Origin of the sequence: Pseudoalteromonas sp. T1lg122, assembly GCF_002964825.1 — a bacterium.
In the GTDB taxonomy this organism is placed as follows: domain Bacteria; phylum Pseudomonadota; class Gammaproteobacteria; order Enterobacterales; family Alteromonadaceae; genus Pseudoalteromonas; species Pseudoalteromonas gelatinilytica.
The window spans coordinates 547676-574609 of the sequence record NZ_PQCG01000001.1 but is presented as its reverse complement, the minus strand read 5'-3'; the positions used below and the strand labels follow the sequence as shown (position 1 = coordinate 574609).

20 protein-coding genes and 1 pseudogene are annotated in these 26934 nt (G+C 42.0%); 9 read left to right on the top strand and 12 right to left on the bottom strand.

The annotated features are described in order from the left end of the window. Window positions 1–70: 70 nt before the first annotated feature. Window positions 71–1291, bottom strand: a complete 1221-nt coding sequence (locus C2M33_RS02635; protein WP_105173623.1) for an MFS transporter — start codon at window positions 1289–1291, stop codon at window positions 71–73. Window positions 1292–1429: 138 nt separating this feature from the next. Here C2M33_RS02635 and gtfA point away from each other — a divergent pair, with 138 nt between their 5' ends. Further along, a complete protein-coding gene (gtfA, locus tag C2M33_RS02630) occupies window positions 1430–2902 on the top strand; it encodes a sucrose phosphorylase (protein ID WP_105173622.1) in 1473 nt (490 codons plus the stop codon). Here gtfA and C2M33_RS02625 read toward each other — a convergent pair. Beyond that, window positions 2899–3930, bottom strand: a complete 1032-nt coding sequence (locus C2M33_RS02625; RefSeq protein WP_063701281.1) for a LacI family DNA-binding transcriptional regulator — start codon at window positions 3928–3930, stop codon at window positions 2899–2901. The genes gtfA and C2M33_RS02625 overlap by 4 nt on opposite strands. 129 nt (window positions 3931–4059) lie before the next feature. Between C2M33_RS02625 and C2M33_RS02620 the strand changes: the two genes are divergently transcribed. After that, entirely contained in the window at window positions 4060–4731 is a 672-nt protein-coding gene (locus C2M33_RS02620; protein WP_063701278.1) for a YoaK family protein, read from the top strand. Here the strand turns inward: C2M33_RS02620 and C2M33_RS02615 are convergent. Next, window positions 4721–5629 carry an AraC family transcriptional regulator gene (locus C2M33_RS02615; RefSeq protein WP_105173621.1) on the bottom strand — a complete coding sequence of 303 codons (909 nt, stop codon included), beginning with the start codon at window positions 5627–5629 and terminating at the stop codon, window positions 4721–4723. The two genes, C2M33_RS02620 and C2M33_RS02615, sit on opposite strands and share 11 nt — an antisense overlap. 177 nt (window positions 5630–5806) lie before the next feature. On the opposite strand from C2M33_RS02615, the gene exaC reads away from it, so the two are divergent. The 3 genes from exaC (at window position 5807) to C2M33_RS02600 (ending at window position 10028) form a co-directional block, all read left to right on the top strand. After that, complete coding sequence (gene exaC / locus C2M33_RS02610) at window positions 5807–7327, top strand: acetaldehyde dehydrogenase ExaC (protein ID WP_063701273.1); 1521 nt, start codon at window positions 5807–5809, stop codon at window positions 7325–7327. Window positions 7328–7466: 139 nt separating this feature from the next. Further along, complete coding sequence (locus tag C2M33_RS02605; protein WP_105173620.1) at window positions 7467–7952, top strand: arsinothricin resistance N-acetyltransferase ArsN1 family B; 486 nt, start codon at window positions 7467–7469, stop codon at window positions 7950–7952. Window positions 7953–8543: 591 nt separating this feature from the next. After that, window positions 8544–10028, top strand: a complete 1485-nt coding sequence (locus tag C2M33_RS02600; protein WP_063701267.1) for a S41 family peptidase — start codon at window positions 8544–8546, stop codon at window positions 10026–10028. A gap of 91 nt (window positions 10029–10119) precedes the next feature. Here C2M33_RS02600 and C2M33_RS02595 read toward each other — a convergent pair whose 3' ends face one another. The 3 genes from C2M33_RS02595 to C2M33_RS02585 form a co-directional block, all read right to left on the bottom strand. After that, window positions 10120–10581, bottom strand: a complete 462-nt coding sequence (locus tag C2M33_RS02595; RefSeq protein ID WP_063701263.1) for a hypothetical protein — start codon at window positions 10579–10581, stop codon at window positions 10120–10122. 111 nt (window positions 10582–10692) lie between these two features. Continuing rightward, on the bottom strand, window positions 10693–11862 hold the full coding sequence (locus C2M33_RS02590) for a BamA/TamA family outer membrane protein (protein ID WP_233999077.1): 1170 nt from the start codon (window positions 11860–11862) through the stop codon (window positions 10693–10695). A 44-nt stretch (window positions 11863–11906) separates the two neighbouring features. Then, window positions 11907–12698 (bottom strand): hypothetical protein, encoded by a 792-nt coding sequence (locus C2M33_RS02585; RefSeq protein WP_063701259.1) that lies wholly within the window; start codon window positions 12696–12698, stop codon window positions 11907–11909. Window positions 12699–13087: 389 nt separating this feature from the next. Here C2M33_RS02585 and C2M33_RS02580 point away from each other — a divergent pair, with 389 nt between their 5' ends. After that, window positions 13088–14584, top strand: coding sequence for an arylsulfatase (locus C2M33_RS02580; RefSeq protein ID WP_063701256.1), 1497 nt, complete (start codon window positions 13088–13090; stop codon window positions 14582–14584). A 55-nt stretch (window positions 14585–14639) separates the two neighbouring features. Here C2M33_RS02580 and C2M33_RS02575 read toward each other — a convergent pair whose 3' ends face one another. From C2M33_RS02575 to C2M33_RS02560, 4 genes and pseudogenes are all read right to left on the bottom strand, one after another. Then, entirely contained in the window at window positions 14640–16880 is a 2241-nt protein-coding gene (locus C2M33_RS02575) for a CDC27 family protein (RefSeq protein ID WP_233999076.1), read from the bottom strand. Between the two features lie 151 nt (window positions 16881–17031). After that, a pseudogene (locus tag C2M33_RS02570) lies at window positions 17032–18257 on the bottom strand (threonine/serine ThrE exporter family protein). Between the two features lie 149 nt (window positions 18258–18406). Next, window positions 18407–19627, bottom strand: a complete 1221-nt coding sequence (locus C2M33_RS02565; RefSeq protein ID WP_105173619.1) for a glycosyltransferase — start codon at window positions 19625–19627, stop codon at window positions 18407–18409. Beyond that, window positions 19624–20631, bottom strand: a complete 1008-nt coding sequence (locus C2M33_RS02560) for a LacI family DNA-binding transcriptional regulator (RefSeq protein ID WP_063701247.1) — start codon at window positions 20629–20631, stop codon at window positions 19624–19626. Before C2M33_RS02560 ends, C2M33_RS02565 begins: the two co-directional genes overlap by 4 nt. A 162-nt stretch (window positions 20632–20793) precedes the next feature. Here C2M33_RS02560 and C2M33_RS02555 point away from each other — a divergent pair, with 162 nt between their 5' ends. Next, window positions 20794–23247 carry a S9 family peptidase gene (locus C2M33_RS02555; RefSeq protein ID WP_105173618.1) on the top strand — a complete coding sequence of 818 codons (2454 nt, stop codon included), beginning with the start codon at window positions 20794–20796 and terminating at the stop codon, window positions 23245–23247. A gap of 131 nt (window positions 23248–23378) precedes the next feature. Here the strand turns inward: C2M33_RS02555 and C2M33_RS02550 are convergent, their stop codons facing one another. Continuing rightward, the gene (locus C2M33_RS02550; RefSeq protein ID WP_105173617.1) at window positions 23379–24284 is read right to left on the bottom strand and encodes a LysR family transcriptional regulator; all 906 of its coding nucleotides are present in this window, start codon (window positions 24282–24284) and stop codon (window positions 23379–23381) included. A gap of 106 nt (window positions 24285–24390) precedes the next feature. On the opposite strand from C2M33_RS02550, the gene C2M33_RS02545 reads away from it, so the two are divergent. Together C2M33_RS02545 and C2M33_RS02540 are read left to right on the top strand one after the other, a co-directional pair. Further along, window positions 24391–25152, top strand: a complete 762-nt coding sequence (locus C2M33_RS02545) for an SDR family NAD(P)-dependent oxidoreductase (protein ID WP_199775191.1) — start codon at window positions 24391–24393, stop codon at window positions 25150–25152. 91 nt (window positions 25153–25243) lie between these two features. Then, on the top strand, window positions 25244–25861 hold the full coding sequence (locus tag C2M33_RS02540) for a LysE family translocator (RefSeq protein WP_105173796.1): 618 nt from the start codon (window positions 25244–25246) through the stop codon (window positions 25859–25861). A gap of 58 nt (window positions 25862–25919) precedes the next feature. Here C2M33_RS02540 and C2M33_RS02535 read toward each other — a convergent pair whose 3' ends face one another. Then, complete coding sequence (locus C2M33_RS02535) at window positions 25920–26828, bottom strand: LysR family transcriptional regulator (protein WP_063701233.1); 909 nt, start codon at window positions 26826–26828, stop codon at window positions 25920–25922. Between the last annotated feature and the right edge of the window lie 106 nt (window positions 26829–26934).

The following is a 26934-nucleotide window of genomic DNA, read 5'->3' as shown; positions in this document are numbered from 1 at the left end:
ACAGTGCAAGTCTTTTTAGTGAAAAACTTGCACAATTTATGTTCGATAATTGATTTTTAACGATTTTTAATTAGTGGCTTAATGCACTGTGCTGCGCTAAAGCTTGCTCAGCAGGGTTACGTAAGTAGTTATATAGCATGGCTAAAAACAGTAAACATGCGAAACCTGTTGCGAGATAAAAGCCGTAACGAATGTGGCCAAAATAGTCACTGATCACACCCATTAATAATGGGCCTGCTGCCGCAGAAAGGGCAGTAAAAAACAAAATAACCCCAGCAACTGCACCGTGCTGTTGCACCGCAAAGCAAGAAATACCTTTTGAGTTTAAAGTTGGGTAGATCATCGACATGAATAGCCCAGATAAAGGGAGTAAGAACACCGCCCAATCAACGCCGCCGAAAATTAAACCTAGATAACACAGTGCAATTCCTAAGCTTAAATACAGCATTGCCGCTTGCCAGCTTAAGTGGTTCAGCAGCCATACCGCTAAGAAACGCCCAGCAGCGCGTAAAATGAAAAATAAGGTCAGTGCATAGGTTGCCAGTAATTGCCACGGGCCGTTGTAATCGCCAAGTAGAGTAGGCATCCATACATAAATAGCCACTTCGGTTGCAACATAAAGGGCAATCGCTAACGAAAAGCCCAGTGCATATGGATTTTTCATCATACTCATGGTGGTTGCAAGAGAGGCCGGTTTAGCGTGTTCTTCAAGCTTTTTAGGTTTAGGGTAATCTGCACGCCAAGCAATTAAGGTTAAAATTAAACATAAAACCCCAGCGATAACGTAAAGGTAGGTCCAGCTTACCTTTTGGGTGATTAAAAAGCTGACAAGGGCAGGGCCTACAATGGCGCCAACACCAAAGAAGCCTTCGACCAAATTCATGGTTTTTGTGTGCTCTAAATTGTTTTTAGAAATATCACCTAACAGCGCCAAAGCACCGGTTTTAAATAAGCCAATTGCAAGACCAATACAGCTAAGTAACACTACAAATATGCTAAAACTACTGCTAACGGCGAACAGAAAACAACAAATAGTGAATATGCCGAGCCCCAGCATGATGGTTTGTTTGCGGCCAAAACTGTCGGCCAAAAAACCTAGAAATAGGCCACTAAAAGCAATAAGTGCCATAGGTGCATAATGGAAAGCACTGGCTTGGGTCATGCTTAAATTAAATTCTTCGATAAGCTCAGGAATGATCATACCAACCGCATCAGAGGTCATCGCAAACATAAAAAACATCATGTATGTCAGCCATCTAATGGTTTGCAAAGGATCGTGTGTTCTATTCATTGTTGTATCCCCACCGAAAGGTCTGCGCCTTTACTATGTATATTAGTGTATAAAAACTATAAAAACTGCTTGAATAATTTGCTGTCGTGGTTAAAGATATATCTTAATCGATTAAGTTTCAACTTGGTATTAACAATTATGATCAACAATAAAGTGCAATTAATCACCTATGCAGACCGTATTACTGGTCAAGGTATTGATGAATTAAGTAATTTATTAAATGGCCCACTTAACAATGTGTTTGCAGGTGTACATTTGTTGCCATTTTATAATCCGATTGATGGCAGTGATGCTGGCTTTGATCCTATTGATCATAGTGAAGTAGACTCGCGCCTTGGTAGGTGGGACGATATTAACGTGCTTGGTGCAAACTATGACCTTATGGCTGACTTAATTGTTAACCATGTTTCAGCACAATCTTTCCAATTTAAAGATGTACTCGCTAAAGGTAAGCAATCTGAATTTTGGGATTTATTTTTAACTAAAGACGATGTATTCCCAAATGGCATGTCTGAGGCTGAGCAACAAGCAATTTACCGTCCGCGTCCGGGTAGCTGCTTTACACCTATTGCGTGTGGTGATGGCCAAACCTATGATTTTTGGACCACATTTACCGATAACCAAATTGATATTAATGTGAAATCAACGGCGGGTATCGAGTATTTAAATACGGTGCTTGGCAAATTCGCTGATAATAATGTCAACATTATTCGTTTAGATGCGGCAGGCTATGCGATTAAAGAAGCTGGCACAAACTGCTTTATGTTGGATGAAACTTTTGAGTATTTAAATAAGCTTTCGGCACAAGCTAATGAAGCGGGTATGGAAACCATTGCCGAGATCCACAGCCATTTCCAAACTCAGGTTGAAGTCGCAAAGCGTGTAAATATGGTTTATGACTTTGCTTTACCACCCCTTATTTTACACAGCTTGTTTAGCAATGATGCGCAAGCATTACTGAATTGGCTAACCATTTCGCCGCGTAACTGTTTAACTGTTCTCGATACCCATGATGGCATTGGCATCATTGACGCAGGCCCAATGGGTGATAAACCGGGTCTATTAAACGCAGCGCAAATTGATAACTTGGTTGAAACCATTCATGAAAAGAGTGAAGGGCAAAGCCGTCTAGCAACTGGTGCAGCAGCAAGTAATGTCGATTTATATCAAGTAAACTGCACATATTACAATGCTTTAGGCGCAGATGACTTCGATTATTTATTAGCGCGTGCGATTCAGTTCTTCGCGCCAGGTATTCCACAAGTTTATTATGGTGGCCTGTTTGCTTGTGAAAACGATATGGAATTATTGGCTCGTACCAATGTAGGTCGTGATATCAATCGCCCTTACTTAAATGCACAAGACATTGATGCTGCACTTGCTAAACCTGTGGTGAAAGGTTTGATCAAGCTGATTCAATTACGTAATGAGCACCCAGCATTTAACGGTGAGTTTATTGCAAAAGGTGAAGGCAGTGTGTGTCGTTTAAGCTGGCATGATGATACCAGCTCAATCGAGTTAAAAGTTGATTTTGCTAGCCGTGAAGTGATCATTGTTGATCACCGTGAAGGCGAACAACGCATTGTTGATTTGGCTGACTTTTTAGCTTAACTACTTTGACCCAATTGCAGTTGATAGTCGATTTCGGCTGTTTGCTGCTCTTTCGATAGAAACAAGGTCGCAGCAATGCGGCCTTTTTCTTCACTATTTTGATGGACAGTGGTGAGTTTTGGCACAAATCGTTGGCCTTCATCGATGCCATCAAAGCCAACAATCCTGACATCTTCAGGAATAGATAAGCCCATTTTTAATGCTTCGCGCATGGCGGCAAGGGCGATTAAATCACTCATGCACAACAACACGTTTGGTCTTGGTGTGCTGCTAAGTGCTTCTTTGGCGGCAATGCTTGCAAAGCGCTCGCTGCTTTCAGGAATATTCCATGTCCTATCATCACCCAGGGTGATGCCAGCATCGCTGATTGCTTGGTGATAACCGCGCAGTCGTTGATGAGCAATCGACTGACCGGCTTCAAACTCATGATGTTCGTATACTCGGCATAATACGTCGTTATCGAGTAAGCGTAGGCCTAAAATAGCAACCCGATCATCACTTTTGTGCAGTGCATGTTTGGCAATATCAAAGCTGGCTTGTTGGTTGTTTACGTTTACTGAGGCATCGCGACCGATATTAAAATCAACCGTTACCACATGTTTTGCGACCTGTTTTAATTGTTCCACAAGTTGCTTGTTACGAGGGCGACCATAACAAATAAAGCCATCAACAAAATCGACCACGCTATTAAGGTTATCGCTGTTACCAGAAAATAATAAAAGGTTAATACCATTTTTTTCGAGCACTGCTGATACACCGCGCATAAAACTGCTAGCAACCGGATCTGATACCATATATTCAACGCTGTCTGGCAATACTAAAGCAACAATATTAAAGGTGCCTCGGCGTAATGATTGCGCCGCCTTGTTAGGGCCAAAGTAGCCGAGCTTTTTACAGGCAGCCAAAATTTCTTCGCGGCGTGCTTTCGATAATTGATCAGGGCGGTTAAACGCATTTGATACGGTGGCATTTGAAACACCTAACTCTTGGGCAATACTTTTCAGCGTCCAACTTTTTGGCTTTGTCATTGTAGGTTCTTAATCGATTTACTTAATTGTAAATTACCATATAAAGAGTCGAAAAAAAGTGTTTTTAGTCATAAAAATAGGCGTACCATAAAAGAATGAGTACGAGTGTGAGAAAAAGGCGAGTAGCGAGTGATTTCTAAGTTACCAAAATGGGTTGAGATTGGCGCATTTATTTTGGCGCTGGTGGCTGGGTGTGTGAATGCAGTTGGTTTACTTAGCTTTGAACATCAAGCGGTATCGCATTTATCGGGAACTGCCACCTTGCTTGGCGCAGATCTTATACATGGCAATAGCCTTGATGCTTTGCATTTATTAGGCGTATTACTGTCATTTTTAGTTGGGTCTGGTATTGCTGGTTTTTTGCTACATAGTTCAGCACTTAAACTAGGTCGTCATTACGACACAGCATTATTCATTGAAGCAGGGCTTTTACTGGGCGCACTTTGGCTATTGTTTAATGGCTCTGGCTACGGGCACTTTTTAGCGTCTGCGGCATGTGGATTACAAAACGCCTTGGCAACAACTTACAGTGGTGCAATTGTGCGTACAACCCATGTAACGGGTATTTTTACTGATTTAGGTATTATGTTTGGTCGGGTTTTACGTGGCGAGGCGCTTGATAAACGTAAGGCTAAACTGTTCGGCCTAATCATTATTGGCTTTATATTTGGTGGCTTAGCAGGGGCGTGGTTATTTGCAAAAATGACCTTTGCGGCGCTTTATGTGCCAAGTGCTATTTGTATTCTACTTGCCTTAACCTATCGCGTTTATTCTCATCGCAATCCAGAACTTAATGATTAGCGATACTCTTTGGGGTTGCGCCAAAGGCTTGTTTAAATACACGGCTAAAATGGCTTGGGTTATTAAAGCCTAATTGGTAACAAACTTGGCTAATTGCCTCGCCTTTTTCGAGCAGTTTATACGCTTTTTGTAAGCGTAATTGCTGTTGCCAAAGAGCGGGCGTAACACCAAATGCCAGCTTAAATTGCTGATAAAATTTACTGCGGCTCATACAGGCTATCTTGCATAACACATCAATATCAATATTCTCTGCAAGATGCTGTTCTATATAACTAATTACATGGCTTAATGGAGTTGTGAGCTTGCCTTGCTTACAACTTGCAATCATTAAATCTCGGCTTTGCTGCTGTAACAGGCGGGTTATGAGTTCATTAAGTGATAAATCAATTAAGTAATCACGGTGTTGCTCATTTTCGCTAAACAGGGTGATCATCCGCTCAAGCAGTTGTTGAGTTTGCAGGTTATGCTGTGCGTGCACTAACTTGGCTTGATATTGAAAAAAGTCATCCTGGGTAATTTTCTGGTTAAAATTAAGAGCATCAACTACTTGGCTTATTTTGTCGGTACTGATTTCAATCGCTAAACAGGTTGTTGGTTGATTAAGAGATGCATTGGGAAAATCGATTAGCACCCCTTGCTCTGGGGCAAGTACAAATGACTGGTTTGGTAAAAACTCTTCATGATAATCACTGTCGGCGACATGCATGATTTTTTTACCGCTGATCATGCCGCAAAATAATAATTCAGTGGAATGTAACGCCACTTTTTGGGCATCTAAATAGGTGTCGTAAATACTTAATTCAGCATGTTCGCCCGCAAAACTGACTTTATTTTCAATAAGCACATCAATACGTTGTCGTTTTTTATCTAAACTTCTATTGCTAACTGATGTGTTCATTGTTGCCTCGCTGTCGTCCTAAATTCTGGACAAATAGTCAAAAAGTCTGGACTGGGAATCAAGTGTGTTTTCAGTAACTGAGCTAACTTCAACTGTTAGCGGTTCATTAAACAATAACCTACCGCATAATTTAGTCAATGCTAAATAAAACACAACAATTTGAAGAGAGAACACATTATGATTTATGCAAATCCAGGTAGTGAAGGCGCAAAAGTTAACTTTAAAGCGCAGTATGAGAATTATATTGGTGGCCAATGGGTTGCCCCTGTAAAGGGAGAGTACTTTGAAAACATCAGCCCAGTAAATGGTAAAGTGTTTTGTAAAGTTCCTCGTTCATCAAAAGAAGATATCGAACTGGCACTTGATAAAGCCCACGATGCAAAAGCGGCATGGGGAACTACGTCAGTCACAGAGCGTAGCAATATTTTATTAAAAATTGCTGATCGCATTGAACAAAACCTAGAAATGCTGGCTGTGGCCGAAACCTGGGATAACGGTAAAGCAATTCGTGAAACACTTGCGGCAGATGTGCCACTCGCGGCTGATCACTTTCGCTATTTCGCAGGTTGTGTGCGCGCGCAAGAAGGCTCAATCGGTGAGATAGACGAAACCACGGTGGCCTATCATTTTCATGAGCCACTAGGTGTAGTAGGGCAAATTATTCCTTGGAACTTTCCATTGTTGATGGCTGCGTGGAAACTTGCACCAGCCCTTGCTGCGGGTAACTGTATTGTTTTAAAACCAGCTGAACAAACCCCTGCATCTATATTAGTACTGCTTGAAGTGATTGGTGACTTGTTGCCTGCAGGTGTTCTAAATGTGGTAAATGGCTATGGTAAAGAAGCGGGCGAAGCGCTGGCAACCAGTACTCGAATTGCGAAGATTGCCTTTACTGGTTCAACGCCAGTGGGTTCACATATCTTAAAATGTGCTGCTGATAATATTATTCCTTCGACGGTTGAGCTAGGTGGTAAATCGCCAAATATCTTCTTTAACGATGTCATGGAAAAAGACGATGAGTTTTTGAGTAAGGCGATTGAAGGGGCTGTACTTGCGTACTTTAACCAAGGTGAAGTGTGTACGTGCCCATCGCGTTTATTTATTCAGGAAGATATTTACGAGCAATTTATTGAACGTGTTCTTGCCCGAACTCTACAAATTAAACGGGGTAATCCACTTGATACCGAAACCATGGTGGGTGCTCAAGCATCACAAGCTCAGTTTGATAAGATCCTAAGCTACATCGAAATTGGTAAACAAGAAGGAGCCGAAGTGCTTGCGGGCGGCGAAGTCGAGCAACTGTCTGATGAGTTTAATGGCGGTTACTACATTCAACCAACGCTATTAAAAGGCACTAACGACATGCGTGTGTTCCAAGAAGAGATTTTTGGCCCGGTTATTTCAATGTCGACTTTTAAAGATGAAGACGAAGCGTTAGCCCTTGCTAATAGCTCAGAGTTTGGCTTAGGGGCAGGTGTGTGGAGTCGAAATATGAACCGTGCATATCACTTTGGTCGTAAGATTGAAGCGGGTCGTGTTTGGACCAACTGCTATCACATGTACCCTGCGCATGCTGCGTTTGGCGGCTATAAAAAGTCAGGCATAGGTCGCGAAACACATAAACTCGCCCTTGATCATTACCAACAAACTAAAAACCTATTAGTAAGTTACAGTGAGAATCCACTGGGCTTCTTTTAAAAGCAATTTCTTATTGTTGTCGAAACTACCCAAACGCCACATCTAGTGGCGTTTTTATTTTTGCGTATATGTATTTCCAAACTTACTTTTCTGTTATTAATTAACCAATTAATTAATGTTGAGTAAGGAATTTTCAATCATGATCAGAAATGTAAGGATTGAAGATAGTGATGCCATTGCTGCAATTTACAATCACTATGTTGTTAATAGTACGGTGACATTTGAAGTTGAGGCAATCACAGGTACTGAAATAGCCAAGCGAATACAGGCTAATCTTGATGCTGACTTACCTTGGTTGATTGCTGAAGCTGAAGGTAATGTCATTGGATATTGTTATGCAACACCTTGGAAAGCACGAAAAGCTTACCAACACTCAGTGGAAATCTCGGTTTATTTAGATGCTGATAGTCATACAAAGGGGATTGGCACCCAACTTTACGCCGCTCTGTTTATTCAGTTAAAAATGCAAAATGTACATGCTGTTATGGCAGGCATTGCATTACCTAATGAAGCAAGTATCGCCTTGCATGAGAAGCATAATATGCAAAAAGTCGCGCATTTTAAGCAAGTTGGTAAAAAGTTCGGGCAGTGGATTGATGTAGCGTATTGGCAAGTTATTTTATAACGGGCATAAAAAAGCCCGGCGAACACACAAGCCAGGCTTTTCGACAACAATTTGGTTAGTCACCGCAAGTGCAGTGACTCGGAATAAAAAAGCTTAGAGAACACACAAACTAAGCTTTTGACAACAATTTGGTTGAGTCACCGCAAGTGCCGTGACTCGGAATAAAAAAGCTTAGAGAACACACAAACTAAGCTTTTGACAACAATATGGTAGAGTCACCGCAAGTGCCGTGACTCGGAATAAAAAAGCTTAGAGAACACACAAGCTAAGCTTTTGACAACAATGTGGTTGAGTTACCGCGTGTGCAGTAACTCGGTATATAAAAAAGCCCAGAGAACACACAAGCTAGACTTTTTGTGACAACAATTCGGTTAGCGCATACACTCTCAATGGTGTGAAGCTGTTTAGCTTAAAAGCGCTGATGGGTTAACTTTAGAGTAATCCCTCTAAATCGACAAACGATTAAAATAAACCTGATAGATGAATTTTTTTAATCTATTCACATGTGAAGTCCTTTTTATTGCCATAACAATGCCTTAGTGATTAAATAGGGTGATTTTTAAACATAATAATTATTTAAAATGGATTTTTATGAAACGCTTGACGCTTTACTTTTCACTCATCTTTACAGCTCTAAACTTTAGCCCTTTTGGTGTGAATCTATGTCGCGCCGATGAGGGTCGTACAGTCACTCACTCTGAAATTAATTGGTCTGAACTTGCTATAAAAGATGTTGAAGCGGCTTATCAGTTATCGGTTATCAATCACCCTGGTATGCATGATGTACGTAATCCAGGCTTTGCTAAACAGCTTGAAAAAGCAAAGCAAGAAGGCTTAAAGCTGGCTGTAAAAGCGCATAGTTCACAAGGTTTTGCTGCGGCTATTGCACGTTTTAGAACTGTTCTACAAGATGGTCACGCGGGAGCGATTGATACCTTACCAAGTGAATTAAAACCACAAAGAAGTTGGCCGGGTTTTTCAACTGTATGGCGCGGTGATGCGTTAAAAGTGTATTACAGCGAATTAGATACAGTTGCCAAGGGTGATAAGCTCGTAAGCTGTGATAATACAGCAATTAATACTTTGCTCGTTGAGCGTGTTTTTCGCTATTACGGCGAAGTTGAGCAACCCGGTAGTTGGTGGAATCATGGCTGGCGACTAACTATTGATGACGGAAACCCATTTTTGTCGCCGCTTAATCACTGCACGTTTGAAAAAGCCGACGGCTCTGTTTACAGCTTAAAGTTAAATTGGCGTATTAGGCCTGATGATGTCAGTGGCAAACTTAAACATGCTTACAATGGCGATAAGTTACCAATCGAACTTAATTGGCCTTTAAAGGATATTGCGTGGATCAGTATGCCAACGTATGCACCCAATGAGCAGCAACAAGCAGATTACCAAACGATGCTGAGCGCCATTGAACAGCAACATGATAAGTTAATGCAAGCTAAAGCTGTGGTACTTGATCTTCGCCATAATCAAGGTGGCTCATCGATGTGGAGTGAGCAAATAGCCTCAGCACTTTGGGGCAGTGAACAATTTAAATATGGCCGCTATAAGTTACACAAAAATACCCAAGTGTGGTGGCGAACTTCTAAAGGCAATACTGACTATTTTGGCGATGTAGTCGCAAGCTATGATACGGCTAGCCCTTGGTATCAATGGTTAAAGACAACCCACGAAAGTATGCAGGCGGCTTATGATAAGGGTGAACAATTTTATGTCGAGATAGTCTCAGCAGAGCAACAAGCAATGCCAAAAAACGCCAGTCAGTTTACCACACCCGTTTATGTGATTGTGCCAGGGCAATGTGCCAGCGCTTGTCTAGATGCACTGGATAGTTTTAAGCTGTTTGCAAACACACAATTAGTTGGCGCACCAAGTAGTACTGACTCTACCTATATGGAAGTGAGGCTCGAAACCTTACCTTCAGGTTTTGCTAAAGTCATTCTGCCGATAAAGGTTTATGTAAATAGACCACGTGAAAAAGGCTTTTATTATCAACCTGATATTAAATTCAATGAACTTGAATGGACAACTCAAGCGCTTGTTAAAATGATAGCTGAGTTGTAATTAAGCAGTATCTTTAGCTAAGCGTTTGGTAGACCCTAAGGGGAGTGACCTTGCGTGAAGAAGAGCAACACTTTTTAAATTAAATTGTGTGTTAACTGGCTAATTCAGTCACAGGCTCTTCTGCTAACCAGTTAAGGGCCGCTGTTTTTGACTTAAATACACTCATTACCATGCCAGCTCGTTTATATAAATTGCAGTAGGTATCGCTAAGCAAACTACCGCCTTCAAGCCCTTCTTTTATCACTAAAGCTGTTTTGGCCGGTGCGATGCCTTTTCGTCTAAGCTCAACAAAATACACCATTAGTTTTTCAAGCGCCCCTGGTGTTGCCATGCATGAGTTTTCAAACTCAACCAATTCAAACCATTGACCATAATCAGCGCTGAGCTTGTTGATGTAATCTTTTTGCATAAAAGAGTGCGCGTCAATAATCTCTTCGTTGAAAGGCCCTGTAGCAGTCGTTAAAAGCACATGTTCACGCTGATAAAACTCGACAAGCCCATGGGGTTTAAAATCTTTGAATGGATAATGGTTGGTTGATACTTTTTTATGCATCCGTTCAATCCCTGAATATTTAATGAGCTATTGATAATAGCAATGAAATAAATTAATTCAATCTTTAGGTTTAAATTATTGTTAAATTAATAACAAAAGTATTAGTTTGAGTTACCAAGTAGACCCCGCCTGAATATAAATTGCGTTTTGTTCAGGGCCATGGGCTACATCTAAGCCAATACTAATTCCGTAATGCTCATCAATTAAATAGCGAAAGCCTGCACCAACAGTGTCTATGGTTTCAGCTTTTGATAAGTCAGAAAAGTTATCGGCTGCCCAGCCCATGCCAGTAAACACATTGAGTTTTATTTTGTGAGTGATTTTATAGCTCGCTTCTGCTTCGGTAACAAATACATCAAGGCCTTGATAGCGAGTTGCAGACACACCGCGAAGGCTAATACTTGGCGGAATATATACCGGTAAGCGTTTCTCTCCTCGGTTATTAACTGAGTCATACTGCATGCGCAGAGCAAAATTGAATTTATCGGTGTAACGCCAGTAATTTAAGGCGGTAAGCTTTAAGCTCGTGTAATCAACTTTACTGCCAATTGCCTCATCATAATATAAATATTCGGCCTTATAATTAAAACCTCGCTCAGGGTTAAGCGGGTTATCTCGGCTATCGTATTCTATTAATGGGCCAATACCTGACGTATTTACATCAAGTGAAAGGTGGTCCTTGATAATATCGTTTTCGAGCAGAAAATCTTCGATAGGGTTTTCGGCTAAGCTTATTTCTACTTGACGATAAATCTGTTTAAAGCCGTAAAAAAAGTTACTGTCGTCATAGCGCAACTTAAGGTTTTGAAACACCGCCGGACCTTCAATATTCAACGATAATGGTGTGAGTAGCTTGATCTCGTCGAAGGTATAAAAATCAAGGTTTATACTCGCCCAGCCAACAATCCCTTGATAGCGAATACGGTCTTCATCCCAAAACGTAATATGACCAACAGCGCCGCCTTTGGTGCCATTTTTAGTGCCCATGAGGCCAACCAAACTTATACTTTGTGGCAGAGTAGAGCCGTCTTTTTTCTTCTTTTTGGCTTTCTTTTCGTTGTCATGAAAAAATAAGCCAACAACACCAAGACCAGGCCCTACAGCTGGCTCCGTAATAAAAGTCGGAATAGGTAAAAATGAAATGGGCTCATCAACTTTTTGCTGTTGATTACTTAATTGCTGCTCTGCAGGTTTTATTGCATATTCATCGTAACTTGATGCAACGCCTTGTGTGCTTAACAAACTTGCTGCAAGCATAGTTATTAATACAACTTTTTTCACTTAATCCCTTACCTTGTTGTTTATTCTTTATTTCACATTTTAATTTATAGCTGATAATTAAATTCTAGACGATGATCACCATCTATAAAGTCAACGTTTTCATTCCAATTTGCGAAATAGCGTAGATTCATACGCGGGTTAATTTGATAACTTGCTGCAAACTCATGGGTCAAAATATGACTTTGGTTTAGACCGTAGTAGTGGTCTTTATAGTTATCGCTACCTCCGATAGTTGTTAGCCAAAATGGATTGTAGTTAAGCCAAATTTTATCGTTAATAGTAATTTTTGCATACATACCCACTAAACCATAGGCTCCCATAATGGAATAACCACTGTCACGACTACCATCATCTTCTAACGTATTTTCACCGAGCGATGCACCCACACCAGCTAACGGGTAAAAGGTAAAACGCCCCATAGGTTTTAGTGCTTTTATATAGCTATACGAAACATCCATACTTTCGTCAGCAACAAGGTTGGCATTTAGGTTATAGTTGGCATCAATCTGTGTTGCACTCATAGTGCTTAAGTCAACTGAGAAGTTTCGAAAGCGGAATGAGTCAATTGAATCCGTCGTTTTGCTATCGCTCTCCCAGCCTAGCGCATCGCCATATATGCCTTTTACTTCAATCACATTCATGCCGGCAGTTGTTGCTATGCCCGTATCGTATGCTTGGCCAACTTTGAAATTGAGCCCTTTATTTGTAGCGCCAACTCCTACTTGAGTATAAACGGCCAGAGGGTCTGACATGTCTTGTACTTCTTTTTTCTCAGCCGCATGGCTCGAAGCTGCAATCATAAGCGTTAGTAAAGAGGGGAATCGAAGAGAAGTCATGTGTTTTCCTTACACAAAAGTTTGAAAAATTAATGTTTTTTAGTTTATATAAGTTGAAATTAGATACTTTTAGCTTAATAAATTCTCGACTTCAGCCTCTAAAGAGGCATCCATTTATTCCTTTCTGAAATAAAAATAGCATAAAAATAGTGACAAATGCGAGAACAAAAATCGAACAAGCCTCAGTAAATAAAACGAGGCAATCAAAAAGCACTTAAGTATTGTTTTGCTATTGTTTTTCAGTGGCTTAATAAAAATGTGTGATTTTTGTGGAAATTTGATTTAAATCGTTTTTGCCGCTTTTAGAGACTAGACTGGTTTGTTTTTTAATCTATACTGAAAGCTGCTCATCTAGAGTAAAAAGTACTATTAATGAAAAGGGATGATTTATGAAAAAACTAATAGCGGCGGCTATTTGTGGCTTAGTTTCAACGGTAAGCCTAGCAGCAGATAAACCAAACGTATTAGCCATTATGGTTGATGACGTTGCGCCAATCTCACTCAGTGCATACTCGCACGGTATGACCTACCCAACCCCCAATATTGATCGCATTGCTAACGAAGGAGCGTTGTTTACAGACCACTATGCACAACCTAGTTGTACAGCGGGTCGCGCTGCGTTTTTAATGGGGCAATTACCAATTCGAACAGGCTTAACAACGGTAGGCCAACCGGGTAACCCGCTTGGCATTAAAGAAGCCGATCCTACGCTAGCTGAATTTTTAAAAGATCGCGGTTACATGACTGCGCAATTTGGTAAAAACCACTTAGGTGATTTAGATGAGCACTTACCAACAAAGCATGGCTTTGATGAATTCTACGGTAACTTGTATCACCTCAATGTATCCGAAGAGCCTGAACAAGCGGATTACCCGAAAGATCCTAAGTTTGTGAAAAAATTTGGTCCACGTGGTGTTATCGAATCTTACGCCAACGGCAAAATCATCGATACTGGCCCACTTACTCGTAAACGTATGGAAACTTTTGACGAAGAAGTGTTAGAGCGCTCACTTAACTTTATGGAACGTGCAGTTAAAGCAAAAAAACCTTTCTTTATTTGGCATGCGTCTAGCCGTATGCACGTTTACACTCACTTAAAACCTGAAAGCCGAAACTTAGCGACGGGCATTAGTTCGGAAGAAGACGTATTTGGTAGTGGCCTGATTGAACATGACGGTCATGTAGGCAAGCTGCTTGATAAACTTGATGAGCTAAAAATTGCCGATAACACCATTGTTATTTACACCAGTGATAATGGTCCTGAGCAATCAAGCTGGCCTGATGCAGGTACAACTGAATTCCGCGGTGAAAAAATGACAACTTGGGAAGGCGGCGTACGTGTGCCTTTCTTAGTTCGTTGGCCAAACAAAATACCAAAAGGCTTAAAGCTAAATGGTATTTCATCGCATGAAGATGTTTTCCCTACAATTGCGGCTGCATTAGGTGAAAAGAACTTACGTGAAAAGCTTAAAAAGTCAGATAAAGTGTATATTGATGGTGAAAATAACCTAGCTTACTGGACTGGCAAGGCGGATAAGTCTGCGCGTAACTATTTCTTCTATTACTATGAGTCACAGCTTACAGCAGTGCGTTTTGGTCCATGGAAAATGCACTTTGCGACTAAACCAAATGGCTTATATTACGAAGACATGGTAACTCATAGCATGCCTAAGCTATTTAACTTACGTAAAGATCCATTAGAGCACTATGATGGAGTAACAGGTTTCCACCAAATCATGCGTAAGAGCTGGTTGCTACAGCCAATCATTGCTAAGTTAAACGAACATGTACAATCTTTTGTAGAGTTCCCACCACGTCAAGAGTCAGCGTCTCTTAACGTGAATGAAGCAATCGAAAAAGCAAAATCACTAAACTATGGTCATTAATTATTATCCATAAGTTAAGTTGAAAAGGGCCTGTTAGGCCCTTTTTTAATACTTATTAATTGATGCTATTCATCATTTCGAGCTGTTTTACAAACTGCTCAACTTGTTGGTTACCCGGTACCAAGCGGGCGAGGTTTCTGGCATAAAACAGCGCTTGTTTGTAGTTCTCTTGTGCCACATACCACTGTGCCAAACTGTAGCTAATATCCGGGTTATTCGGTGTTAGATTAAAGGCGCGCTCAAGGGCCGCTATGGCTGCGGGCATATTGCCTAAATCTTGTAACAGTAACGCGTAGGTATACTGATAGTTTGCATTTTCTTGTGCGAACTGCGCGGCTTTTTGTAAATGGTTAAGGGCCGTGTCTTTTTGTTTTGTGCGAATAAGGCTCATTGCAAGGGCATAATGAATATCGCCGCTTTCTGCATTTACGTCTAAGCCTTGTTTTAAGATGGTTTGCGCTGCTTTTTCATCACCTTGATTACGATATAAATCTGCTAAATTGACATAAGCAGGAGCAAAAATAGGCTCAACACTGATTGCTTGCAGGTAATGTGCTTTGGCTTGCTCAGGCTTTTGTAATGTGAGCGCCAAATTGCCTAAATTGGTATGGGAATAGCCACGCTCTGCTTGATACTCTTGAATGCCTTTGTACTCATCAAGGGCTGCATTTAAGCGCTTGCTGTCTTGTTCATTAAGACCAGCCGGAAATGGCTGAATTAACATGGCCGCCAGTGCTCTTGCAGCTTCGGCTCTGATGGGTAAATGTTCATCATCTAAAAGCGGGTTTAATAGGCGCCAGCGCTGATTGATATCAAATGGCATAGCCGCTTCAATGGCGGCTTGGCGTTTTAATGGTTCGTTGTCTTTTACTGAGCGAGCAATCGCAACGACAGCATTATTATCTGGGCTTGCTGCTAAGCGGCTTAATGCTGAAGCGCGAATAATCTCAGGAAAGCTTTTATCTTGCACTATTTTGGTCAGCATGGTTGAGGCATTAGGTAAACGATTATCGGCAGCATAAAACGCCTCCGAAAAATGCGCAGTGCCAAGGTGTTTTGAATGAGGATGCCAGTCTTTTATTTTGGCAACCGCCCACTGCGGTGTCTTATCTTCATGGCAGCTATTACAGGCATTTGGGGCATTGGTTTTTAATGTTAAATCTGGACGCGGTACCCGAAAGCTGTGGTCGCGCCTTGCATCAACTTGCATATAAGTAGTAGTGGGCATATGACAATCAACACATTGACTGCCTGTACTTGCCACTTTATGACCGTGATGTTTAGGCGTATCGAACACCTCTTGGCTATGACATTGCGTGCAGGTTTGATTACCCGGCAGCTTTAATTTTCCCGAATGAGGGTTATGACAGTTACTACATGTTACCCCTGCATTGAACATTTTACTTTGTAAAAATGAGCCCCAAACATAATCTTCGTCCCACACTTGACCATCAACGTGATAAAGCTCAGGAGTCAGTAATGAGCCTTGAAAGTGTTGTAAAAAACTATGAGGGTCTTTGCGGTCGTCGAGTTGTGAGCGGCGTGAGTGACAGGTTGCACACACTTGCACTTGCTCGCTTTTTACCAGAGGCTGCACGCTCTGCATACTGCCATCAGCGTGTTGAGTAAACAGTGGGGTTTGCTTTTTAATATTATGCGTAAAGCCTTTTTCAGCAATACTGCTATCGCCATCAGCCCATTTTAAATGAGCTTGTGTATCGCCATGGCACGCTTTACAGCTCACGTTAATACTTGAATAAGTTGAATCAAAGCTATTTGTTTTAAGATCAAATTGCTTTTTGAAATCCGTTGAATGGCAATCGGCACACATGTGATTCCAGTTTTGGCCTTTTTGCGACCAATGAAATAGGTCATGTTTTTTCTGCTCAGGATGCAGTACAAACCAGCGCTGGCCACCGTTTGTTTTACTGCGTGAGTCCCATGCAAATGGAAACAGCTGAATGTGGCCTTGACCCATATCAAACATGTATTGCTGCAATGGCTCATAGCCAAATGTGTATAAAACAGGGTAAGCAGTCAGCTTGCCCTCAAGGTTTGGCATGCTTATAAAAAGTTGTTGGTCTTGTTGATAAAAGCGCGCTTGCTGGCCTTGATAGTCGAGGGTTTGTTCGTTGAAATTACCAAGCACTGAAGCGGGAGTGGCTTTTTCCATAGCATGAAAATGATGGGAGGTTTGCCAGTCTTCAACTTGGCTTTGATGACAGTTCACACACTGGGGTTCTGCAAATGCACTAAATGCGAAAAAGCTGCATAACAGCCAAGCCAATCTTATCACTGAATAAATCCTTTTTATTTTTACCACATGCACTTAGAGTTATATCAGTTTGTTATTGATAAGCAAAGTCAGGTAGGCAAACAGCAGCAATAAAATCAGGGATGTAAGGTGAAATAAAAAGAAAAAGCCCGAGAAACTCGGGCTAAGTAAGTTATAGACTTTTCTTCGGTGGCAGCGCGACGTTAGCAAAGATAAGCCCCGCCACTAATGACATAAATATCAAGAAGGTTTGTTGACCAATATGTTCGGCATACACGAAATCTTGACCTTCAATCAATGAGTTCAAACCAATATAGGTTTTACTGCCTGGCACCAATACTATCAAGCCTTGCATGGCAACAATGGAGGCGGGTGCATTAGCAACACGGTTAAACAAGTTACTGAACACTCCAACAGATAAAGCGCCAACAAATGTGCCCAATGTGTAGTCTAGATACATGGCAGAACCAATACTTGTGCCATACGCGATAAAGCCAGAAGCAATAGACCAACCCGCATGCTTTAGTTTGGTTCTAAAAATGACAATTAGGCTGCTACAGAGCATGAATATAGCAAGCCATGCGGTCCATTTTGGTAAAGGCTCTGGTTGCACGTAGTCTGCTTGACCAAAAATAGCGAAGCCAATACCAATACCAATGAAAGCACCAAAATACAGCTTAAACAGCAGCATGAATGAGTCCATCACCCGTGCTGTACCAGACACCAAGTGCCTTGCTGCAAGCTCAGCTAATCCAAGTGCTAATGCTAAACCGGGTATAAACACAATGATGGCTGAAAGCACCACCAATCGAATGTTTATTTCGGCGTCTAGGTAAACACTGACCGCCACGCGATAATTGCAGAAACAATGGCAACTAAAGGCTCAAGCATATGCGCAACGCGTTTTGAGCGTGTTGACCAAAGCACAAACAAATACACCACTAAGGTGATCAGTGCTGACCAAAATACATCATTCCAGCCTGTGCCCATTAACATGGCAAATGCACCGCCAGAGGTTGCAAAAGCAACGCCGGTCATAAATCTATTATATGGGTTTGGCAGGTTATAAATGATGTCGAGTTGTTTATCGACCTCTTGTAGCGTTAGCTCACCGTTGAGCATTTTGTTTACTAAGTCATCGGTATCTGCCAGCGAGCCTAAGTCGTGATCGCCCGGATCAACACGCGCAACATGGGTGTACTCTTCTTCGTGACCATCTGTCCAAATAACAAAGGTGACAGATGTTGGCGACATAACAAAAGATGATTTTAAGCCGAGGTAAGTCGCAACTTCCATTAAGTGCGCTTCTAGTCGGTATGCAGGTGTACCGTATTTATGAAGCATTTTGCCAAGCTTCACGATAAATTTTCGTTTTTCAGTAAACGTTGCGGTTTTCAAAGGCGTTTTGAACCAAAGGTTAAATTGTTCAGTTAAGGATAGACCAAAATTCAATAAGATATAGTCTAATAGCAAGACTATATCGCTTAAATTGACCAGCGCGATTTTAGCGGCAAAAGCCGCTATGTCTAGTGTTATTTACGGCAAAATTACTTATTTTTTGCTTCAATCCACTGCGCCATATATTGGGTCGAACGCATGGTGTGATGTTTGAGCATTTGGCCTGTAAAATTTAGCTCTCTATGCTGTGCTAATGACTCACTAATAGCGGTAATTTTAGCGATTAACTGCGATTGAAGTTTTGATTTGTCATAATATTTTTGCAATAACAGCTGGCCATTTTGCTGTGCCTGAGTAAATAACGCTTCATCTTGATAAAGTGCCACTGCTGCATCAGCAAATTGCTGTGCATCTTCACAGATTGCACCTGACCATGGTTCGTCTTGATGCATGCCTTCACTACCAATTGGGCTTGTTACGCTTGGCGTTTGCATGATCATCGCTTCGAGTAACTTGCCTTTAATACCCGCCCCAAAACGCAGTGGCGATAAACACACACGGGCATCTTCCATTACTTTATAGGCATCATCTGCCCAGCCCTTAATTAAAAATCCGGTTTTCGGATTGTTAAGGGCTGTCGCCTTTGGTGGCGGGTAAGAGCCATAAATGTGGAGTTCGGCATCGGGTAATTGTTTGCGGATCAGCGGCCAAATTTGTTGTAAGTACAACACAGCATCCCAGTTTGGCGCATGACGAAAATTACCTATGGTCATAAAGTGTTTACGCTCTGCAAATGCTTTGGTGCTGGTGGGAATATGCTGTAAATCAACCAAAAATGGTAAGTGGTGAAGTAGGGCGCTATCGACTTTGAAAACATCATTGAGCAGCTGCATCTCGTAGTGCGAGATAATTAAGCTGATGTCTGAGCGTAAAATAGCGGCGATTTCTCGTTTTGCAATATCACTGTGTAAATCGCTATGGCTGAATTCTCGACCTGCTTTATGAGCGTCGTGGCGGGCATTTCTTAGGCACTGTAAATCTTCGGTATCAAGGATCTTAAGTGCATTAGGGCAGTATTTATCGACTCGCCAACCGAACTGTTCTTCCATCATAAAGCGGTCAAACATCACAATATCGGGGTTATACGCTTGCACGTACTCATCAAAGCTTGAGCAGTTTAATGCAATGACCTGTGTGGTAATGCCATCTACGCTGAGATCCACCATGTGCTCGGTTTTTTGCGCTGGGCTTGCAAATTCAACTTGCCAGTTTTCTGCGCGAAAGGCGCGCAGGAGTGACATCATGTGGGTGCCGGCTGCCGACGAATTAGGCTCAGGCCATACATAGCCGATCACTAACACTTTTTTCATTGACTTGAGTCTCGTATTTTTAAGTTAACATCCACTAAGGTGCGAACTGGGGGTGTTGATTTATCTAAGAGTTCTTTTAACACCTGACAGGTGCGTTTACCGATTTCATCGGCATTAATGGCGATGGTTGAAAGAGAAGGCAGCATTAAGCGCGAATCTTCTAAGTCATCAAAGCCAATAACTTTGATATCTTGACCCGGCTCGAGGCCGTGTTGACGCATTGCTTCAATCGCGCCATAAGCAATCACATCATTAAAACAGACAATGGCTTTGGTATTTGGTGCTTGCTCTATAAGGGTATTAAAGGCTTCTCGGCCCCCTTGGCGATTTGTCGGCGCTTGAATAACGGGTTTTTCATCGGTGATATTAAATTGATCAAGCGCAGACAAAAAACCACTTAACCGTTCATGGTAATCAGATATTTCTGCCGTGCCGCCTAAAAAGGCTATTTCTTCAATGCCTTGTGATAAAATATGGCTGGTTGAAATGTGCGTGCCTTTTTTGTTGTCAGGCAAAATACACGGCGCTGCTGAAAACGGAATTTCACGCATGATATTAATAACCGGAAAGCCGCTATTTATTAAATCATCCTGCCACTGCTGTTGTGTGCCCGGAGCCGGACACATGATGAACGCCGAAACGTTGTATTCTTTTAAGGTTTTTACCACTTGGGTTTGTCTTTCTACACACTCTGCAATATTCACCAGCATTGGCAGCATGCCAAGTTCAAAAATGTGTTTTTCGAGACCAACAGCAAGCTGAGCTGAATAGGGGTTGGTTAAGTCGTTTATAACCAACGCAACGAGGTTTGAGCGTTTGCTGCGAAGTGCTGCAGCATCACGGTTATACACATAACCAAGCTTATCAATGGCAGCCAGTACTTTTTCTTTACTTTTTTTACTGACCTTATCACTGTTGGTAAGGACCAAAGACACGGTTGATTTTGAAACTTGCGCTTGTTCAGCAACATCCCAAATTGTGACTTTGCCTGTCGATTTTTTCATTTTTATTAGCAAAAAGTGGTGAATAGAGTGCTTTTATTTTAGCGTAATTTAGCAGTTTAAGTCACTGATTGGCTGCTAAAAGAGTCGAAACTCTTTATGAAATGCTGCAAACATGTTCTACTTGTTTACAGAATAGAAAATAAAAACGAAAAAGGAACGAACATGAAAGCATTCAAATTGCTTTTTGCGCTGGTCATTGGCGCAGCTGTTTGCACACCCAGTTTTGCCAATCAAGGTTATCAAATCCCATCGCCTGCACTGGCTGCTGTGGTTGATGCTAAGCTTGCACCGAGTAGTTATTTATCCAATGATGGTCAGTGGTTGGCGTTATTTGATAGAAAACGCATCGATACCTTACAAGACTTAGCCAAAGAAGAGTTAAAGCTTGCAGGTATTAAGCTTAATCCAGCTAATTTCTCGCGCTCGAGAGAACGAAATAAATTTACATCTTTAGTGCTTAAGCATGTCGAAACCGGTTCTGAAATTGTTGTGTCGGGTTTGCCAAACGGTATTTTACGTTCACCAAGTTGGTCAAGCGACAGCCAGTACTTGGCGTTTGTGGTTGAGCAAGCAACGAGTGCTAATCTATGGGTTTATAATGTAAGCACTAAACAAGCCCGCCAGCTCAGTGATACCTCGCTGAACTCGGTTTTAACCAGCACACCTTACACTTGGCTGCCAGATAGTAGCGCCATTGTTGCTAATGCCGCGGTCAATATTGGTAAAACGCGCATCAGCAATGACAGCACGCAAGTCGTGCCGGTTATCCAACAAAGCAGTGGTGAAAAAGCACCTGCGCGTACATATCAAAATTTGCTAACTAGCCCATATGATGAAGCGCAATTTAAATTCTTTGCACAAAGCCAATTGACTTATATTCCGCTCAGTGGTCAAGGCCAACCAATTGGTCAACCGGGCTTAATTAAATCGTTTTCGGTCTCGCCTGATTCTACCAATATTTTGGTTGGTATGATTGATGAGCCTTTTTCGTATCAAGTGCCTTACAGCCGATTTGCTGCAACTTGGCAAATTTGGGGCATGCGTGGCTATACGTTAGCAGAGCTTGCGAAGCAGTCTTTAGCAGATAACATTCCACAAGGCTATGACAGTGTGCGTACTGGTCGCCGTGATTTTCAATGGCGAGCAGATCAAGGCGCTGAAGTCATTTGGGCAGAAGCGCAAGACGGCGGCGATATGAAAACCGACGTGCCTTATCACGATCACCTTTATAGCCTAAGAGCACCTTTTAAACGTGATCCACAGTTATTTGCTAAAGTCGAACGCCGATTTGATTCAATCGCTTGGGGCAATGGCAATGTTGCTTTGTTATCTGAGTGGCGCTTTAGCGATCGACAAGAGCGCGTCTTTGTAATTCAACCGCGTAATGCAGATAAAAACCGTGTGCTATTTTCAGAGCGCAGCTATAACGATGCTTATAAAGATCCAGGTTACCCAATCTATGAAAAGAATGATTTAGGCGCTGACGTATTAAAAGTTGTTGGCGGCCGTTATCTTTTCTTACGTGGTAATGGTGCCTCTGAACAGGGCAATATTCCGTTTTTAGACCGTTATGATGTAAAAACCAATACCACAACTCGCGTTTGGCAATCAGAAGCGCCATATTATGAGCGTGTGCGTGCCATGCTTGATGACGAAGGCGAGCGTTTAATTACCATTCGCGAATCTAAAACTGAGCAACCTAACTTCTTTATTCGCGACCTAGACGATAAAACCCTGACCCAACTTACGACTTTTGAGCACCCTTATCCAGAGTTTAAAGGAGTGACTAAAGAGTTAATTCGATACAAGCGTGATGACGGCGTTGAGCTTAGTGGTACGCTTTATTTGCCGCCGGGTTATGATGCAACTCAAGGCCCGTTACCAGTTCTAATGTGGGCTTATCCGCTTGAATACAAAGATAAAGCCGTTGCGTCACAAATGCGCGAATCGCCATATGAGTTTACCTATATCGGTTATTGGGGGCCAATGCCTTATCTTGCAAAAGGTATTGCCGTATTTGACGACCCGAAAATGCCAATTGTGGGTGTTGATGGTAAAGAGCCGAACGACTTATTCCGTAAGCAGCTGGTTGCAAGTGCTAAAGCTGCGGTAGATGTACTTGTTGAAAAGGGTGTGGCAGATAAAGACAAAATTGCCATTGCCGGTCACTCTTATGGTGCCTTTATGGTGGCGAATTTGTTAGCGCACAGCGATTTATTTAAAACCGGTATTGCTCGCAGTGGTGCTTACAACCGCACCCTAACGCCATTTGGTTTCCAAGGTGAAGAGCGTGATTTTTGGCAAGCGCAAGATGTGTACGCGGCGATGTCACCGTTTTTCCACGCTGAGAAAATCAATGAGCCTATGCTGATGATCCACGGTCAAGAAGATCCAAACTCGGGTACCTTCCCAATGCAAAGTGAGCGTATGTACGCTGCATTAAAAGGCCTAGGTAAAGAAGCCCGCTTAGTAATGTTACCTTATGAGGCGCATGGCTATCGTGCTCGTAAGAGCTTGCTACATGTACTTTGGGAGCAAGAGCAGTGGTTAGATAAATACTTATTAAGTGACGAAAAGCCCGCAGAGCCAGTTGCCGCTGACGGTGTTACTCAGTAATTAGTAAAATTACTTATATTAAAAATCCCCGCCTTATGGCGGGGATTTTTGTATTAATGGTAGCGTTTTGTTTTTATTGGAAGCCGCTTTGAAAGAATCGATTCAACAATGAGCCGAGTATTTATTTAACACTAGCTCTGGGTAATCGGTTTTAATTGCTCGCTTAACCAATCAATAAATACTCGGGTGCGCCTTGGTAAGTGACGTCGATTTGGGTAGACGATATTCATAGGCATGGGTGGTAAATTGTAGTCAGGTAAAACTTGGATAAGTTCACCACGGCTGAGCTCGTCGAGAACCCCATGACGAGGCACTTGAATAAGGCCAAGCCCTGCTAAACACGCTGCTTTATAGGCATCCGTATTGTTAACTGTGAGCTGTGATTTCATGGTCAGGGTTTGCCAATCGCCTTGTGTATCTTGGTATTCAAAGCCGGGGTCAAGTTGGCCGAGTGTTTGGCTATAGCGAACAATGTAGTGCTCGGCTAAATCGCTAAGCTTTGTGATGTTGCCATAGTTTTTAATATAACCTGGGCTTACACAGTTAATCATCGGGCAGTGGCCAATTCTTTTCGCAATCAGCGATGAGTCTTCTAAATGACCGACTCGCACTACACAATCAAAGCCTTCTTCAATGAGGTTAACTCGTCTGTCAGAACTGCTCAGTTCAATCTCTAATTGTGGGTGTGCAGATAAAAAGCTGTCTAGATTCGGCAGCACTAAACGTCTGCTAATTGGCTGTGGCATATCTACTCTAAGACGCCCTGATAACGCTTCGTCTTTTTTATGAAATAGGGTTTGTAGTTCGTCTATATCAGCAAGCATATCTTTGCAGCGCTGATAAAAAACTGTGCCTTCGTTGGTCAGCGTGACTCGCCTTGTTGTGCGGTTTAGAAGCCGAGCACCTAACGTATCTTCGAGTTGTTTGACCAACTGCGAGACAGATGATTTAGGCATGCTCAGTGCAAGTGCTGCAGCCGAAAAGCTTTTTAGCTCTGCAACCTGAACAAAGGTTTTCATGGCATTTAGTTCATTCATGATTGTTTGTTATTTACGAACAGTTAATTCAATTTTACATGGTTTATCTGGTTTTGCAGTGTAAATATACTGGTTGCTCAAAATAACTCCAAAGCAAAAGGTAAACATGATGAGCAACAAAATTGCAGTGATCACAGGTGGTAATCGCGGTTTAGGTAAAAATACAGTTTTAAGTTTGGCACGTAAGAACATTGATTGCGTATTTACTTACAGAAGCCATAAAGATGAAGCGCAGCAAGTTGTAGAGGAAGTCGCAGCGCTAGGGGCAAAAGCCGTCGCCATCCAACTTGATGTGAGCGATATTTTAGGTTTTGCTGAATTCAAACAAACACTTGAAAGTACCTTAGTAACACAATGGCAAACCTCTCGATTTGATTATTTAATCAATAATGCAGGTCATGGCAGTGATAGCGCATTTGCTGATACCAGTGAAGCTATGTTTGATAATTTGATGAATGTACATGTAAAAGGGGTGTTTTTCTTAACGCAAACACTGCATGAGATGATCAATGATGGCGGGCGTATTATTAACTTATCTTCAGGGCTGACACGTTTCGCATTACCAGGAAAAGCGGCCTACGCCACCATGAAAGGGGCCGTTGAGGTATTAACCAAATACCTGGCAAAAGAACTTGCTGGTCGCAATATTGCCGTGAATGTCGTCGCACCCGGTGCAATTGCCACTGATTTTGGTGGCGGTGCTGTCCGTGATAATGAGCAGGTTGCGCAATTAGTCAGTTCATTTACAGCCATGGGACGCGTTGGCCAAGCTGATGATATTGGTCCTATGATTGCGCAATTACTCGGTGATGAAAACCGTTGGGTGACCGGGCAACGCATTGAAGCATCGGGCGGTATGTTTTTATAAGTCTGTTAGCAATCGCGTGTTTGTTTGCTTATTTAAGTGAATGTGATTTAATCGCTTTCTCTTTTTAAGCAATAAACATGTGATTGCATTTATGCTCGATTTAGCAGTACTCGCGGTTTTTATTCCGACCTTTTTCTTTGTTTCTATTACACCTGGTATGTGTATGACGCTCGCCATGACGTTAGGGATGAGTGTGGGCATTCGACGTACGCTGTGGATGATGGTCGGCGAGGTGTTAGGCGTTGCTACGGTAGCCATTGCTGCGGTGATAGGGGTTGCCAGTATTATGCTTAATTACCCTGAATTATTTGCCTTTTTAAAATACTTAGGTGGTGCGTACTTAATATACTTGGGGGTTAATATGTGGCGCGCTAAAACCAGCTTTAAACCAAACGATGATAAACAGCAACAAATTGGTCGTGGGCAATTATTCTCGCAGGGTTATATCACTGCCATTGCAAACCCAAAAGGGTGGGCATTTATGATTTCTTTACTCCCTCCGTTTATTAATGTTGATTTAGCGGTTGCCCCTCAGCTTGCCGTATTAGTGAGCATTATTATGCTGAGCGAATTTATCTGCATGTTGATTTATGCTACCGGCGGAAAGAGCTTAAGGCTGTTTTTAGATAAAGGCGATAATGTGAAGTGGTTAAACCGTATTGCTGGTGCGCTAATGATGTGTGTGGGCGTTTGGCTGGCGCTGGGTTAACGCTAGTTTGGAGAATACCCATCCGCATATGGCAAATGGGTATTATCCTTGTAGCGTCTTAATCAACTAACTCAACTTGCTTAGACACATGGTTAAAGCACAGTCTTAATGTATCAATGGCGGTTTTTGTTTTTGCCGCTAAGCTGTCTCTCGCTGGAGTCACGGCATAAACAGTGTAATTTGGCATTGCCCATTCGGGTGCAATTTCAACCAGCTCTTTCGATTTTAATAAATGCCTTACTTCTGGCTCTGGTAACACGCCATAGCCAACACCATCACACACTAATTTAATTAAGCTTTGCATATTATTTACGGTGATTTTTGCTTTTGGTAATGGCTTACTTGCCAGCGTTAACGGGTTAAACGCATTACTGTCGGCGTTGCTGTGCGCGATACGGGCAAAGTTACCTAGATCTTCCCAACTGGCCTTATCAAGTTTGCTAATTGCATGGTCTTTATGAGCACATAGCTTTAACGGCCAAGTAGCTAACTTACGAGCAACGAGATTTGAGTCAGTTAAAGGGCCAATCGCAATCGCTAGATCAGCGCCGCATTTGATCATATCAATTGGCTCATCAGTCAAAATTAACTGAATACGTAAATCATCAAACTCGTTGATTAAGCGATCTAAAGGCTCACTTAATAGGCCGCCGCCAAATCCCACAGGCGCAACTAATTTGAGCTCACCACTGGGTTTATTTTGTAAGTGTTGTAACTGTGTACTGGCTTGATCAGCCAGTGCCAACATTTTCAAACAGCTTTGATAATACAAGTGGCCTGCTTCGGTTAATGTGAGTTCGCGTGGGCTGCGGTTAAATAGGCTTAACCCGATTTCTTGCTCTAATTGCTTAATGTGTTGACTGACAGCCGATGTGGTCATCGATAACTCTGCAGCTGCACTGCTCATATTGCCCGTTTCAACAGTACGAGAAAATACACGCAATGTTTTGATCAGCTTGGAATTCATGGTTCAGGCCTTCTTAATTCAGTTTTAAGAAATCGTAAATTGTGAAAATCGGGACTTCTCATTAGTATGCAAACGCTAATTATTATCATTTATAAACAAAAAGTCA